Origin of the sequence: Ensifer aridi, from assembly GCF_002078505.1 — a bacterium.
In the GTDB taxonomy this organism is placed as follows: Bacteria; Pseudomonadota; Alphaproteobacteria; order Rhizobiales; family Rhizobiaceae; genus Sinorhizobium; species Sinorhizobium aridi.
This window is the reverse complement of sequence record NZ_LUAV01000002.1, coordinates 103,131-116,537: the sequence shown is the minus strand read 5'-3', so window position 1 is coordinate 116,537 and position 13,407 is coordinate 103,131. Positions and strand designations below refer to the sequence as shown.

The following is a 13,407-nucleotide window of genomic DNA, read 5'->3' as shown; positions in this document are numbered from 1 at the left end:
GTGGTCGATCCGGCCGGATGGGAGAAGCGAAGCTCCTCCGCGTCGCCGGCAAAACCGGCGGACGGGCGCGATATATACCGATGATGCGCGCGGGATCAACTGGTTTCTGACAGATTGTTGACATGTCTTTGAAACGCGCCGGACCCGTCGGCATTGCGCTCGGCCGCGGACGCGCCTATCTCTCTTGAGCAAGACGAGGAAGATGTGAAAACGGCTTTGCGCTCGCGTTCGTCTTGGACCGAGCGCACAAGCGGGAATTGTCGAGGGCTAGGCGAAGAGGGACGGATGCGGCTACTCATCAGGTTTGCAAGCCTTCTCGCGCTCGCGGCCGCCGTGCTTGCAGGCACCGTCGACTCGATCCAGTCGGTTGCTGCCTCCGAGCCCGTCATGACTTCGCTTTCCGACGGGATCGCGGCACTCGGCCCGGATGCGCTTAACTGGATTCAATCGCTGCAGCGCACCGATGCCGGGCCCGCCGTCTGGCTGACCGCGCTGCATTGGCTCTTCCTGCAGCCGGCCTTTGCCGTATTCCTCACCATCGCCCTCCTCCTGTGGATGGCGGGCTACAGGAAGAAGCCGGCCGCCGGGCGCTTTGCCGCCTGACGGGCGAATCGCCGAACTTCATCGCTTCCGGCGCAGGAAGGAGCCGCGGATGTTTCTGATCGACATGTTCAACAAGAAGACCATCCTGCCCGACGCCGCGACCGCCCTGCGCGGGCGCGAGGAGGCGATCCCGACGGCGACGACGCATTTCGTCTCTGGCCGTCCGCTCAAAGGCCCCTATCCCGAGGGCATGAAGAAGGTGCTGTTCGGCATGGGCTGCTTCTGGGGCGCCGAACGCCTGCTCTGGCAGATCCCCGGCGTCTATGTGACCGCCGTCGGCTATTCCGGCGGGCTCACGCCGAACCCGACCTACCAGGAGACGACGACGGGGCTGACGGGCCACGCCGAGGTGGTGCTGGTGGTCTATGATCCGGCCAAAGTCTCCCTCCAGCGCCTGCTCAAGACCTTCTTCGAGGAGCACGATCCGACCCAAGGCATGCGCCAGGGCAACGACATCGGCACGACCTATCGCTCGGCGATCTATGTCTATGATGAGGAGCAGCTCGCCGGGGCGAGCGCCGCACGCAACGCCTATCAGAGGGCGCTGAAAGCCTTCGATCATGACCGCGCGATCACCACCGAAATCGCGATGGCCGGGCCGTTCTATTTCGCCGAGGATTACCATCAGCAATATCTCGCCAAGAACCCGGACGGCTATTGCGGTCTCAGCGGTACCGGCGTCAGTTGCCCGATCGGCGCGTGACCTTCGCGCCGCGGATCGAAACCGGGGCGCGGCCCGTCTCTTCTCAACTTGCGGCCGCTTTGCCGGCTCTTGCGCTCCAGCGCCGCGCGTCCGATCAGACGCGCACAGATCGCCGTAGCACTTTGAATCGCTGCATGATTCACTCCTCGAACCGATTTCCGATTCAAGCAATCGTCGCGGCCGGACGGCGCTTTTACCATCTGAAAAATTTTGGGTGTTTTTTTGCCGAAGCCGTGCAAGGATGCGCCCACCCAAGCCTTAAAGAGGGGCGGGTTCCGCCGATCAGCCCCATATGGGCCGGCGGAAGACCCGAAAAGATCAATAGCGACAACAGGGCTGCACGATGAAGAAAACCATTCTCGGTCTCTTTGCTTTCTCGATGATGTCTGCGACGGCACTTGCCGCGGACATCAAGCCGGCGATCATCTACGATCTCGGCGGCAAATTCGACAAATCCTTCAACGAGGCCGCGTATAACGGCGCCGAAAAGTTCAAGGCCGAAACCGGCATCGAGTATCGCGAATTCGAGATCGCCAACGACGCCCAGCGCGAACAGGCGCTGCGCCGCTTCGCCAGCGACGGCAACAGCCCGATCGTCATGGCCGGCTTCAACTGGGCGGCGTCGCTCGAGAAGATCGCGGCGGAATATCCGGACACGAAATTCGCGATCATCGACATGGTCGTCGAAAAGCCGAACGTCAAATCGATCGTCTTCAAAGAGCAGGAAGGCTCCTATCTCGTCGGCGTTCTTGCCGGTCTCGCCTCCAAGTCCAAGACCGTCGGTTTCGTCGGCGGCATGGACATCCCGTTGATCCACAAGTTCGCCTGCGGCTATGTCGGCGGCGCCAAGTCGACCGGCGAGAACGTCAAGGTGCTCGAGGCCTATACGGGCACGACGCCGGACGCCTGGAACGATCCGGTCAAGGGCGGCGAGATCGCGAAGTCGCAGATCGACCAGGGTGCCGACGTCGTCTATCACGCCGCCGGCGGTACCGGCGTCGGTGTGCTGCAGGCGGCAGCGGATGCCGGAAAGCTCGGCATCGGCGTCGACTCCAACCAGAACATGCTGCAGCCGGGCAAGGTGCTGACCTCGATGCTGAAGCGCGTCGACGTCGCGGTCTACGACTCTTTCAAGGCGGCCAAGGACGACAAGTTTGAATTCGGCGTCTCCAATCTCGGCCTCAAGGAAGACGGCGTCGGCTACGCGCTCGACGAGCACAACAAGGCTCTGATCACGCCGGAAATGCTGGATGCGGTCGAGAAGGTGAAAGCGGAAATCATCGCCGGCAAGGTCCAGGTGCATGACTACATGACGGACGAGACCTGCCCGTACTGATCCTCTTTCGAGGGGTGCCAGACCGCCGGTTCACCCGAACCGGCGGTTTTTTGTTGGGAATTTCAGTAATACGGCGGCCGCGTCACAGGGATCGCGTCGCGCGCCTGCTCTTCGAGGCTCAAGAAGCGCTCCGTCAGCCGATCGAGCTTTGCACGCGTCTGCTCGACCACCTTCCACTGTTCGGCGAGCTGATCCGAAAGCTCTTCGATGGTCTTAGCCTGATGGGCCACCGTCTCCTCCAGACGGGTAATCCGGTCCTCTGCCTCGCTCATCATGCTTCTCCATCCACCAGGTTCAAACTTGCGCGCAGGATGTCCATGCCCGATCGGGTGTCAAGCGTTCATTAACTCCGAAGCGTGAGCGGGGCGACGCTGGCAAAACCCGGATCGCGCGCGGAAAGCATCTTGTGCAGATGCACCATCATGCCGGCGGCGAAAAGCGGCGTCAGCAGGTTGAGCAGAGGTATGGCGAGGAAGGCCGTCAGGATGAGGCCGGCGAGAAATACCGTCGCACGATGTTTGACGCGGAAGAGCCGGGCCTCAGCCGGCGGGCGATGGCGCATGGCGGCGAACTCGAAGAATTCGCGCCCGAGCAAATAGCCGTTGACGAGGAAGAAGGCGACGAGATTGACCCCCGGCACAAGCAGCAGCATGAGCGCGACGATGTTGCCGAGAATGACGACGCCCAGGAATTTTACCGAGGTTACCATCGCCTCAGCGAGCGGCAGCGGCGTTCCGGGTGGCTCACCGGGATAGTCGCGCTTCTCCACCACCTCGGCAACGTCGTCGAGGAAGAAGCCGGCGATCAGCGCCGTTACCGGGGCGAGCAGCAGCGCCAGAGCGAGTGCAAGGCCGAGGCTTGCGAAGATACCGACAACGAAGGTCAGCCATCCGGCCCAATCCGGCGTGCCGGGCATCAGCGCGTCTATCCACGGCAGCGCCAGCCAGACGAAGAGCTCGCGGATCAGAAACCAGAGTGCGACGAGCGCCAGCGATGTGAGCCCGATGACCTTCCAGAAGACCGTGCGGGTCTCCGCCGCGAAGAGATTGGCGAAGGCAAGCCGCGCCGCATCGAGAATCATGATCTATCTCCATAGGACAAGTGGAATCGATGTAGGCAGCCGCACCGGCGTCGGCAAGACACTTGCATCGAGCGCTCTCGCAGTGCACCTAAAGCGCGTCGCGTTCAATCGACTTCATGGGACGCGCTCAGGTCGTTTTCGTGCATGTCGTTGTCCCAAAACCGCTGCACTGTTTGGGCGACACGCATTAACGGATATCTCCGCCTAGCGTAGCCGATCAAGGAAGGACGCACGACGTTGTAGAATCAACAGGTCGGCGCTGGCAAACACCATGCACGGCGATATGCTAAACGGAACAAGTCAGGTCCAGCGCTGCGGACCGTAGACAGCCCAGGGGAAAGCCATGACCCACCACAAGACGCTTGCGAGCCTTGCCGCCCTCGTACAATCGGGGCAATCGGATCCGGTCGCACTCGCCGAGGATACGCTGACACGCATCGAAAGCCATTCGGATCAGGCGATCTTCGTCGGGCTCATGCGCGAACGGGCGACACGGGAAGCAGAGGCCGCTTCCGCGCGCATCAAGGCCGGCCGCTCGCTGGGCCTTCTCGACGGCCTGCCCGTGGCTTGGAAGGATCTCTTCGATCTTGCCGGCAGCGTCACGACCGCAGGTTCTATGATCCTCAAGGACAGTCCGCCGGCCGCCGCCGACGCAGCGGTCGTTGCGGCGCTCAGCGGTGCCGGCATGGTTAGCGTCGGGCGCACCAATATGAGCGAATTCGCCTTCTCCGGCCTCGGCATCAATCCGCATTACGGCACGCCCCGCAATCCGGCCTCCGCCGACGTCCATCGCATTCCCGGCGGCTCCTCCTCGGGCTCGGCTGCAGCGGTCGCCGCAGGTCTTGTACCGCTGGCGATCGGCACTGACACGGGCGGATCGGTCCGCATCCCGGCTGCGATGACCGGCATCGTCGGCTATAAGGCAACGCGTGGGCGCTATGCGATGAGGGGCGTTTTCCCGCTCGCCGGCAGCCTCGATTCGCTTGGCCCCCTTTGCCATACGGTGCAGGACGCCGTCTGGGCGGATGCGGCCCTGCATGGACTGACCGCACCGGTGATCCGCCGCGCCGACCTTGCCGACCTCTCCATGGTCGTTCCGGAAACCATCGTCTTCGACGAGGCGGAGCCGGAAGTCGTTACGGCCTTCGAGCAAGCGATCAAGCGGCTCGAGGCGGCGGGGGCGAAGATCAGGCGCCAGGCTTTCCCGAGCTTTTCCAAAATCTTCGAGCTCATGGCGCGCCACGGCGCACTGGTGAACGCGGAAGCCTATGCGCTTCATCGGGACCGCCTCGCCGGCGCTGAGGCGGCGCGCATGGACCGCCGTGTCGTCGCTCGCACGCGCCTCGGCGAAAAGATCACCGTCAGCGACTATATCGCGCTTCTCGCCGCCCGCGACCGGCTGATCCATGAGACTCTCGAAAGCCTCAAGGCGGGCGAGCTAATCGCGCATCCGACGGTGCCGCATGTCGCGCCGCCCGTCGATCCTCTGCTTGCCGATGACGATCTCTTCTTCAAGGTGAACGCCAGGACGCTGCGCAACACCTCGATCGGCAATTTCCTGGATTTCTGCGGCGTTTCCATCCCCTGCGGTACGGGCGCCGCCGGAATGCCGGTCGGCTTCCTGCTTTCAGCGCCGCACCACCAGGACGACCGGCTACTTTCCGCAGCACTTGCCGCTGAAGCGATCATCCGGGGTGAGGTATGATCGTCTGCTTCGACATCGGCGGCTCGGCGATAAAGGGCGCGATCACCCATTCTCCGGAGGGGATCTTCCCGCTTCCCCGCCGCACGACGCCGCTCACCGATTTTCGCCGCTTCGTAGAGGCAATGGAAGCGGTGCTCGACGAAGCGGGCGGACTGCCCGACGGAATCGCAATCTCGATCACCGGCGTCATCGACCCCGAAACGCGGCGGATCAAATGCGCCAATATCCCCTGCATCGACGGACGTGAACTGGCGGCCGAGCTCGAGGCGGCGCTGCACCTGCCGGTCAAGATCGCCAATGATGCCGATTGTTTCGCGCTTGCCGAAGCCGGCATCGGCGCCGGACGCGGCCACCGCATCGTCTTCGGCGCGATCCTTGGCACCGGCGTCGGCGGCGGCCTGGTGGTCGACGGCAGGCTGATAAACGCCGATGGCGGCTTTGCCGGCGAATGGGGACATGGGCCCGCCGTCGCATCGGAGGGCGGACATCCGCCGATCGCCATACCGGCTTATCCCTGCGGCTGCGGGCAAAGCCGCTGCGTCGACACCGTCGGCGGCGCGCGCGGGCTTGAAAGGCTGCATGAGACGATCCATGGCAAGACGCTCTCGAGCCAGGAAATCATTGCCGCCTGGCAGGACGGGGACGCGGCGGCGGCGCGGTCGATCGACGTCTTTGTCGACCTCTTAAGCTCGCCGCTGGCCTTGGTGATCAACATAACCGGCGCGACGATCGTGCCGGTCGGAGGCGGCCTCTCGAATTCCGAGGCACTCATCGCCGAAATCGATCGGACAGTGCGGGCCCGAATCCTCCGCCGTTTCGACAGGCCGCTGGTGGTCAGCGGCGAGTGCCGGGTGGAACCGGGCCTGATCGGGGCCGCCCTGCTCGGCTTCGGAGGGAAGGCATCGTGAGCGGCATCCTGCTCGAGGTCTGCGTCGACGACGCGCAAGGATTGGCGGCGGCGATGGAAGGCGGCGCCGACCGGATCGAACTCTGTTCGGCGCTTGCCGTCGGAGGCCTCACTCCGAGCCCCGGGCTGATGGCGCTCGCCGGCCCGCCGCCGGTGCCGGTCTATGCGATGATCCGCCCTCGCCCCGGCGATTTCGTTTATGGTGCGGCCGATCTCGACGTGATGCGCCGCGACATCGATGCGGCGCGCAATGCCGGACTCGCCGGCGTGGTGCTCGGAGCCTCGCTCTCCGATGGCCGGCTCGATGCGCGGATGCTGACGAAACTCGCGGGTCACGCCGCGGGTATGGGGCTCACGCTGCATCGAGCCTTCGATCTGGTGCCGGACTTCGCCGAGGCGATCGAGATCGCGGTCGAGCTTGGCTTCGAACGCATCCTGACCTCGGGTGGCGCGAGAACCGCGCCGGAAGCGGTCGACACGCTGGCGCGGCTCGTCGAATTGGCGGCGGGGCGTGTTTCCATCATGCCAGGCTCGGGCGTCAGCCTCAGCAGCATCGACGCGCTGCTACCGAGGCTCGCGGTCACGGAGGTGCATTCGTCCTGCTCCGTTGGTGAGCCGGCTAGAAACCGGCGCCTTACTGAGATGGGCTTCACCGCAGCGGAGCGGCGCGTCACGAGTGCGGCGACGATCCGGACGATGCGGACGCGCCTCGACGCGTTGACGACGAAGCCTTAGGCGGAGAACACGACGTCTCCGCCGATCCAGGTCGACTTCATGCCGAGCTCGGGTGTGAGCAGCACGAAATCGGCGTCGGTCCCGGGCAGGAGCCGGCCCTTGTGCGAGGCTATGCCCATGGCGTCGGCCGGATAGGCGGATGCCATGCGGATCGCCTCCTCGATCGGCAAGCCGAGCTTCTCATGTACGAAGCGGACGGAGGAGAGCATGTCGATGTCCGCTCCGGCGAGCGTGCCGTCAGCAAGCGTCAGCCGCCCGCCCTGGCGAAGGATTTCGCGGCCGTTCAGGGAGAAGCTGGTCTGATCGGTGCCGATCGGCGACATCGCATCGGTGACGAGGAATATCTGCCCCGGCCCCTTCTTCCCGCGCAGTGCAATGGCCATGGCAGCCGGAGCGACATGGAACCCGTCGGCGATCAGGCCGGCATGCAAGGCTCCGGTCGCGAGCGCCGCGCCGACCAAGCCCGGTTCCCGATGGCCGAGTCCGCTCATCGCGTTGAAGAGATGCGTGACGGTTCGGGCGCCTGCCTTGGCGTAGGCGCAGGCCGTATCGAACCCGGCATCCGTATGGCCGAGGCTGACGACGACACCGGCATCGGTGAGCGCTTTCACCTGCTCCCTCGTCGCATTTTCCGGGGCGACCGTAACCATCAGGCAGCCGAGCGCCTTGGCGCAGGCGAGCATCTCAGCGAGATCGTCATCCTCCATCGGCCGGATCAGCGACGGATCGTGAGCTCCCTTGCGCGCGACGGAGAGATGCGGACCTTCTAGATGCAGGCCCAGGAAACCGGGCACCGCCGCGGCCCTCGCCTCGAGACCCGCCTCGATGGCCGCGGTCCTGACCTTGCGCGTGTCGGTGATCAGCGTCGGGAGCAGCGCGGTGGTGCCGAACTTCGCATGCGCCGCGCAGATCTGCCGGATGCCGTCGAGCGTCGGCTGCTCATTCATAAGCGCGCCGCCGCCGCCATTGACCTGCAGATCGATGAAACCGGGCACCAGCAACAGGCCACGGGCATCGATGCTCTCCCCGCCGGCCGCGGCACTACTGGCTGGAACGATCGCCTTGACATGCCCAGCCTCGATGACGAGGGCGGCACCGTCATGCCAGTCGATACCGTCGAAAATCCGCGCTCCGGTGATCGTCTTTTTCGCAGTCATCGTGTCTCCGTAACCTTTTTGAGGCTCGCCGGCGCATCGGGGTCGAGCCCGCGCGAACGCGACCAGGCTTCGACGAAGCCATAGAAAGGCAGGATCAGCGTCAGCGCATCGGTGAGCGGGTGTCCCGTCTCGACGAAGGGCAGGCGCTTTGCCGTTTTCGCCGCCGCCGAGGTAACATGCACGACGGCGCCCTTGGCGCTCATGCCGTCGGCGATGTCGGCGACCGACGCCTCGGCGGCATCGCGGGCGGCAAGGACCAGCACCGGGAAGCGGGGGCCGACGAGCGCCACCGGTCCGTGCAGCACTTCCGCCGCGGAATAGGCCTCGGCATGCATGCCCGACGTCTCCTTGAACTTCAGCGCCGCCTCACTGGCGATCGCGAGCGCCGGGCCACGGCCCAGCACGTAGAGCGATTCCGCTTCGCCGAGATCGGCGGCGAAATCCTGCCAGTCGAGCTTCACAGCCTTGGCGAAATGGTTCGGCAGCTCCGCGACCGCGCGCTTCAGGCCGGCTTCTCCGGTCCATTCGCCGAGGACGGCAAGGCCCGCGACTATGGAGTTAACATAGGATTTGGTCGCCGCCACGGCAATTTCGGGACCGGCGCGAATATCGAGCGGATGGGTGCAGGCCTCCGCGATCGGCGAGGGAACCGTGTTCGTCAGCGCGATCGAGACGGCGCCGGCACGGGTTGCCGCTTCGGCCATGGCGACAATGTCCGGGCTCTTGCCGGACTGCGAGATCGCGATCGCCGCGCCACCGCCGAGTTTCATATCGGCACCGTAGATCGAGGCAAGGGACGGCCCGAGCGAAGCGACGGGACGGCCGGACGTGAGCTCGATCGCATATTTCAGGAATAGGGCGGCGTGATCGGAGGAGCCGCGGGCGATCGTCACCAGAAAGGCAGGATCCTTGGCCTTGAGCGCAGCACCGGCGGCGGCAAGCGCGGCGCCCGAGCGGTCCAGCAACCTGGCGGCGGCCTCGGGGATCTCGTCGATTTCTCGCCGCATATTAGTCTGCATCGTCATGTCCTTTCCTTGAGAGCCTAAGCCTCAGCTTTCCGGGATCGTCAGCTCCGCGACGAAATCATAGGTGTCGCCCCGGTAGAGTGAACGGGTGAATTCAACGACGCGCCCCGACGCGAGATAGGAGACGCGCTCGATCGAAAGGCCGGCGGCGCCGACGGGGACGCCGAGCATCGAAGCATCCGGGTCCTTGATGTTGCAGGCGGAGATGCGCTGCACGGCGCGGACCGGCCGGGCATGCTTCTTTTCGAGCGCGGCATAGAGAGACGAGGTGACAGCGAGCGGATCGGGGACGAATTCCGCCGAGACGCAGGCGCGCTCGATCGCAAGCGGCATATCATCGGCGATGCGCAAGCGGCCGAGGCGGGCGACCAGGGCGTCGGCCGCAAGGCCGAGCGTCATCATCTCGTCGGGCGAGGGATGAAAGAGCCCCCGCTCCAGCCACTCCGCCCGCGTGTTGAGGCCGCGCCGAGCCATGTCCTCGGTAAACGAGGTGAGCCGAGAGAGCGACTGTTCGACGCGCGACACGGGCCGGACGACGAAGGTGCCGGAGCCGTGCCGGCGCACCAGCAGTCCGTCGCGCACGAGGTCGTCCACGGCCTTGCGCACGGTCACGCGGCTGACATTGGCGTAGTCGGCGAGGTCCCTCTCCGGCGGCAGCGCATCGCCATGATTGAGCTTGCCCGAGAGGATCGCCTCTTCGAGCGACTGCCTGAGTTTGAGATAGAGCGGGCCCGCGCCGCCCGACTGCAGGCCCTCGAGCGGCAGGATGGCGGCAAGCTGCTGATTCATGCAGAGACCTCCGGCCGGGATCCGAAGCGGGCGGCAGCGAGCGCGACTGCACCGGTCAGAGCATCGGCCTCCGCCTCGACGAAAAGCGGCTGGTGCCGCTCGGCAAGCCAACGGCGATAGAGCGGCGCGAGCCCGCCGAGCAGGCAGATCGTCCGGCTCCCCCTCGAGACCACCACGTCGAGCGCCTCGTCCACGGTGGTCGCAGCTGCCTTGATGAGGCGCAGCGCCACCGGATCGCCATGCTCGGCGTGGTCGAAGACGCGCGGCGCATAGCGCCCGAACTCGCCGGGCTTGGCCAGGCGCGCGAAATCGACGACGTCGCGCGGATCGTTGTTGAACTCGGAAAGCACGGAATCCGTCACCGCCGAACCCACATGGATGCCGTCATAGGCGAGCAGGCTTTCCTGCAGGAGGGCATGGCCGATGCGCGCGCCGCTGCCGTGATCGCCGATCGTGAAACCCCAACCGCCGATATAGCTGACCGCATCTCCTTCGCGGGCGATATAAATGGTGCCGGTTCCGAGGATCGCGACCGCGCCGTTCTTATCGCCTAGGGCGCCTTGAAGGGCGATCAACCCATCGGATTCGATGTCCGCAACGGCAAAGGGAAGCCGCCTTTTCACGTAATGAACGGCGTCACCGACGTTGTGGCCCGCCACGCCGAGAATGGCGCGCGATGCCGTGATGCCAGCCGGATCGAGCCCCGCATCCTCGAAGGCGGCGCGCGCCGCATCGGTGATATTCTGCAGCGCCGTTTCGGGATCGGTGAGAATATTGGCGGCGCCCGCTTTTCCGCGGCCGAGGATGCGACCGTCCGGGAGCGCAACGGCCGCGCGGCAGCTCGTTCCGCCACCATCGATTCCGATCAGGTAAAACGTCATGGACACCTCCGTTCCCCCAAGATACCAAAAAAATACCATTAACCAAGCGCCATTTCGACCAAAGATAATCAATTCGAATTACGTGCTTGATTTTACTTGATAAATTTCGACGAGAAGTGTTTTCTGGTATCAAAAGTTAAATTTCTCCTAGACAAGTGGTATTTTTTTGGCATTAATTCCCGAAGAGGAGAACGTTGTCATGCCCGCAGCCAAGACCGAAGAGCGCCACGACAATGCCAAGGGCCTGGATGTCATGCATTCGGCGCTGGCCCTCCGCCTGCTTGCCTCCGGCCAGCAGGCCGCGGCGAAATCCGTCGATCAGGCGATCGAGCCGATCGCCGCGGCGGCCGCACTTGCCTCGGAAGTTCTTGCCGCCGGCGGACGGCTTGCCTATGTCGGGGCCGGAAGCTCCGGCCTGATGGCCATGGCCGACGCGCTCGAACTGCCCGGCACCTATGGCATCCCGAAAGAACAGATCGTCATACTGCTTGCCGGGGGCGCTCGGAGCCTCGCCGATCTTGCGGGCGGCTACGAGGACGACATGGAGCTTGCGCGCGCCGACGTGCGTGACGCCGGCATCGGAGCCGGCGACTGCCTGATCTCCGTCTCCGCCAGCGGCTCCACTCCCTACGCGCTCGCCGCCGCCGACGAAGCCAAAAAGCGCGGCGCGAAGGTCGTCGCCATGGCGAACAATGCCGGCGCGGCCCTCTTCGACGGCGCCGACGTCGCGATCCTACTGCAGACGCCGCCGGAGGTGGTGTCCGGCTCGACGCGCATGGGCGCGGGAACCGCGCAGAAGATTGCCTTCAACATGTTTTCGACGCTGGTCGGCATCCACCTCGGCCATGTGCTCGATGGCCACATGGTCAACCTGCGCGCCGACAACATCAAGCTGCGCGGCCGGGCAATCCGGATCGTCTCGGACGTGACCGGCGTCGGCGCGGCCGAGGCCGGCCGGCTGATCAGCCTCGCCTCCGGCTCGGTCAAGGTCGCGATCCTGCTCGCCTCCGGAGCGAGGGACGTAGCCGAGGCCGAAGCGGCACTTCAAAATACCAAACAGAATTTGCGCCGAGCGATGGAGATCGTCTCGCGGCAGTGAAACTGGGATCCAAACCGCGCCGTGACGGCGCTTATAAGAGGGAGAACCTGAATGACCCGCACAACAATGAAAGGCTTGCTGCTCGCATCGAGCATTCTCGGCTCGGCCGGGCTTGCCGAGGCGCAGGACGTGACACTCACGATCGAGAGCTGGCGCAATGACGACCTGGCGATCTGGCAGGAAAAGCTGATCCCGGCCTTCGAGGCGAAGAACCCCGGCATCAAGGTGGTCTTCTCGCCGTCCGCCCCGACCGAATACAACGCCGCCTTGAACGCTAAGCTCGACGCGGGCTCCGCAGGCGACCTCATCACCTGCCGTCCCTTCGACGCCTCGCTCGAGCTGTACAACAAGAAGCATCTTGCCGACCTGACCGGGCTCGCCGGAATGGAGAACTTCTCTGATGTCGCCAAGTCCGCCTGGACGACCGACGACGGCAAGACGACCTTCTGCGTGCCGATGGCATCGGTTATCCACGGCTTCATCTACAACAAGGACGCCTTCGACCAGCTCGGCATTTCCGTGCCGACGACGGAAGAGGAATTCTTCGCCGCCCTCGACAAGATCAAGGCCGACGGCAACTACATTCCGATGGCGATGGGCACGAAGGATCTCTGGGAAGCCGCCACCATGGGCTACCAGAATATCGGGCCGAACTACTGGAAGGGCGAGGAAGGGCGCCTGGCGCTGATCAAGGGCGAGCAGAAGCTCACCGACGAGCCCTGGGTCGAGCCGTTCCGCGTTCTTGCTAAATGGAAGGACTATCTCGGCGACGGCTTCGAAGCGCAGACCTATCCGGATAGCCAGAACCTCTTCACCCTTGGCCGCGCGTCGATCTATCCGGCCGGCTCCTGGGAGATCGCGGGCTTCAACACCCAGGCACAGTTCAAGATGGGCGCCTTCCCGCCGCCGGTGAAGAAGGCCGGAGACACCTGCTACATTTCCGACCATAACGACATCGGCATCGGCCTCAATGCCAAGAGCCCGAACGCGGAGGCCGCCAAGACCTTCCTCACCTGGGTCGCTTCGCCGGAATTCGCGGAGATCTACGCGAATGCCCTGCCGGGCTTCTTCAGCCTCAACTCGACGGCGGTGAAGATGACCGATCCGCTCGCCCAGGAATTCGTCTCCTGGCGTGAGAAGTGCAAGCCGACGATCCGCTCGACCTATCAGATCCTGTCGCGCGGGACGCCCAACCTCGAAAACGAGACCTGGGTGGCATCGGCCAACGTCATCAACGGCACCCAGACGCCCGAAGACGCAGCCAAGAAGCTGCAGGACGGCCTCGATAGCTGGTACAAGCCGGCGAAGTAAACTTGTAGGGGCGTGTGGCCGCAGCCGCGCGCCCCTGTTGCTCCCCCGCGCCGGAGTTAATCTTCCCGCGGGCAC

At 64.6% G+C, this 13,407-nt stretch carries 14 protein-coding genes; 8 read left to right on the top strand and 6 right to left on the bottom strand.

Annotated features, from left to right (window positions below):
* Positions 1 to 285 precede the first annotated feature (285 nt).
* The 3 genes from AYK65_RS00830 (at position 286) to AYK65_RS00820 (ending at position 2,642) form a co-directional block, all read left to right on the top strand.
* Positions 286 to 603 carry a hypothetical protein gene (locus AYK65_RS00830; RefSeq protein ID WP_026616755.1) on the top strand — a complete coding sequence of 106 codons (318 nt, stop codon included), beginning with the start codon at positions 286 to 288 and terminating at the stop codon, positions 601 to 603.
* A gap of 49 nt (positions 604 to 652) precedes the next feature.
* Positions 653 to 1,306 (top strand): peptide-methionine (S)-S-oxide reductase MsrA, encoded by a 654-nt coding sequence (msrA, locus tag AYK65_RS00825; protein WP_081157925.1) that lies wholly within the window; start codon positions 653 to 655, stop codon positions 1,304 to 1,306.
* 343 nt (positions 1,307 to 1,649) lie between these two features.
* Positions 1,650 to 2,642 carry a BMP family lipoprotein gene (locus tag AYK65_RS00820; RefSeq protein ID WP_026616753.1) on the top strand — a complete coding sequence of 331 codons (993 nt, stop codon included), beginning with the start codon at positions 1,650 to 1,652 and terminating at the stop codon, positions 2,640 to 2,642.
* Positions 2,643 to 2,704: 62 nt separating this feature from the next.
* On the opposite strand, the gene AYK65_RS00815 is transcribed toward AYK65_RS00820, so the two are convergent.
* Entirely contained in the window at positions 2,705 to 2,917 is a 213-nt protein-coding gene (locus AYK65_RS00815; RefSeq protein ID WP_081157791.1) for a SlyX family protein, read from the bottom strand.
* Positions 2,918 to 2,985: 68 nt separating this feature from the next.
* Positions 2,986 to 3,723: a sulfate transporter family protein gene (locus tag AYK65_RS00810; RefSeq protein WP_081157790.1), complete on the bottom strand. Its 738-nt coding sequence runs from the start codon at positions 3,721 to 3,723 to the stop codon at positions 2,986 to 2,988.
* 343 nt (positions 3,724 to 4,066) lie between these two features.
* Here AYK65_RS00810 and AYK65_RS00805 point away from each other — a divergent pair, with 343 nt between their 5' ends.
* The 3 genes from AYK65_RS00805 to AYK65_RS00795 are packed head-to-tail and all read left to right on the top strand — an operon-like array spanning position 4,067 to position 7,070.
* Entirely contained in the window at positions 4,067 to 5,428 is a 1,362-nt protein-coding gene (locus tag AYK65_RS00805) for an amidase (protein ID WP_081157789.1), read from the top strand.
* Positions 5,425 to 6,336, top strand: coding sequence for an ROK family protein (locus tag AYK65_RS00800; protein ID WP_081157788.1), 912 nt, complete (start codon positions 5,425 to 5,427; stop codon positions 6,334 to 6,336). Before AYK65_RS00805 ends, AYK65_RS00800 begins: the two co-directional genes overlap by 4 nt.
* Entirely contained in the window at positions 6,333 to 7,070 is a 738-nt protein-coding gene (locus AYK65_RS00795) for a copper homeostasis protein CutC (protein WP_026616748.1), read from the top strand. The genes AYK65_RS00800 and AYK65_RS00795 overlap by 4 nt, the downstream gene beginning before the upstream one ends.
* On the opposite strand, the gene nagA is transcribed toward AYK65_RS00795, so the two are convergent.
* From nagA to AYK65_RS00775, 4 genes are read right to left on the bottom strand one after another with little or no spacing between them, the layout of a single operon-like run.
* Positions 7,067 to 8,227 (bottom strand): N-acetylglucosamine-6-phosphate deacetylase, encoded by a 1,161-nt coding sequence (nagA, locus tag AYK65_RS00790; protein WP_046118120.1) that lies wholly within the window; start codon positions 8,225 to 8,227, stop codon positions 7,067 to 7,069. The genes AYK65_RS00795 and nagA overlap by 4 nt on opposite strands.
* Positions 8,224 to 9,246, bottom strand: coding sequence for an SIS domain-containing protein (locus AYK65_RS00785; RefSeq protein WP_081157924.1), 1,023 nt, complete (start codon positions 9,244 to 9,246; stop codon positions 8,224 to 8,226). The genes nagA and AYK65_RS00785 overlap by 4 nt, the downstream gene beginning before the upstream one ends.
* A 30-nt stretch (positions 9,247 to 9,276) precedes the next feature.
* Positions 9,277 to 10,041 (bottom strand): GntR family transcriptional regulator, encoded by a 765-nt coding sequence (locus AYK65_RS00780; RefSeq protein ID WP_026616745.1) that lies wholly within the window; start codon positions 10,039 to 10,041, stop codon positions 9,277 to 9,279.
* Complete coding sequence (locus AYK65_RS00775; protein WP_081157787.1) at positions 10,038 to 10,922, bottom strand: glucosamine kinase nucleotide-binding domain-containing protein; 885 nt, start codon at positions 10,920 to 10,922, stop codon at positions 10,038 to 10,040. Before AYK65_RS00775 ends, AYK65_RS00780 begins: the two co-directional genes overlap by 4 nt.
* 199 nt (positions 10,923 to 11,121) lie before the next feature.
* Between AYK65_RS00775 and AYK65_RS00770 the strand changes: the two genes are divergently transcribed.
* Both AYK65_RS00770 and AYK65_RS00765 read left to right on the top strand, forming a co-directional pair.
* The gene (locus tag AYK65_RS00770; RefSeq protein ID WP_081157786.1) at positions 11,122 to 12,021 is read left to right on the top strand and encodes an N-acetylmuramic acid 6-phosphate etherase; all 900 of its coding nucleotides are present in this window, start codon (positions 11,122 to 11,124) and stop codon (positions 12,019 to 12,021) included.
* 51 nt (positions 12,022 to 12,072) lie between these two features.
* A complete protein-coding gene (locus AYK65_RS00765) occupies positions 12,073 to 13,332 on the top strand; it encodes an ABC transporter substrate-binding protein (RefSeq protein ID WP_081157785.1) in 1,260 nt (419 codons plus the stop codon).
* Positions 13,333 to 13,407: the final 75 nt, after the last annotated feature.

Excerpts from the sequence above, each read along its gene's own strand:
- AYK65_RS00815 (WP_081157791.1), bottom strand. The coding sequence starts at position 2,917 with ATGATGAGCGAGGCAGAGGACCGGATTACCCGTCTGGAGGAGACGGTG.
- AYK65_RS00830 (WP_026616755.1), top strand. The coding sequence starts at position 286 with ATGCGGCTACTCATCAGGTTTGCAAGCCTTCTCGCGCTCGCGGCCGCC.
- msrA (WP_081157925.1), top strand. The coding sequence starts at position 653 with ATGTTTCTGATCGACATGTTCAACAAGAAGACCATCCTGCCCGACGCC.
- AYK65_RS00810 (WP_081157790.1), bottom strand. The coding sequence starts at position 3,723 with ATGATTCTCGATGCGGCGCGGCTTGCCTTCGCCAATCTCTTCGCGGCG.
- AYK65_RS00780 (WP_026616745.1), bottom strand. The coding sequence starts at position 10,041 with ATGAATCAGCAGCTTGCCGCCATCCTGCCGCTCGAGGGCCTGCAGTCG.
- AYK65_RS00800 (WP_081157788.1), top strand. The coding sequence starts at position 5,425 with ATGATCGTCTGCTTCGACATCGGCGGCTCGGCGATAAAGGGCGCGATC.
- AYK65_RS00805 (WP_081157789.1), top strand. The coding sequence starts at position 4,067 with ATGACCCACCACAAGACGCTTGCGAGCCTTGCCGCCCTCGTACAATCG.
- AYK65_RS00765 (WP_081157785.1), top strand. The coding sequence starts at position 12,073 with ATGACCCGCACAACAATGAAAGGCTTGCTGCTCGCATCGAGCATTCTC.
- AYK65_RS00770 (WP_081157786.1), top strand. The coding sequence starts at position 11,122 with ATGCCCGCAGCCAAGACCGAAGAGCGCCACGACAATGCCAAGGGCCTG.
- AYK65_RS00820 (WP_026616753.1), top strand. The coding sequence starts at position 1,650 with ATGAAGAAAACCATTCTCGGTCTCTTTGCTTTCTCGATGATGTCTGCG.
- AYK65_RS00785 (WP_081157924.1), bottom strand. The coding sequence starts at position 9,246 with ATGCAGACTAATATGCGGCGAGAAATCGACGAGATCCCCGAGGCCGCC.
- AYK65_RS00775 (WP_081157787.1), bottom strand. The coding sequence starts at position 10,922 with ATGACGTTTTACCTGATCGGAATCGATGGTGGCGGAACGAGCTGCCGC.
- nagA (WP_046118120.1), bottom strand. The coding sequence starts at position 8,227 with ATGACTGCGAAAAAGACGATCACCGGAGCGCGGATTTTCGACGGTATC.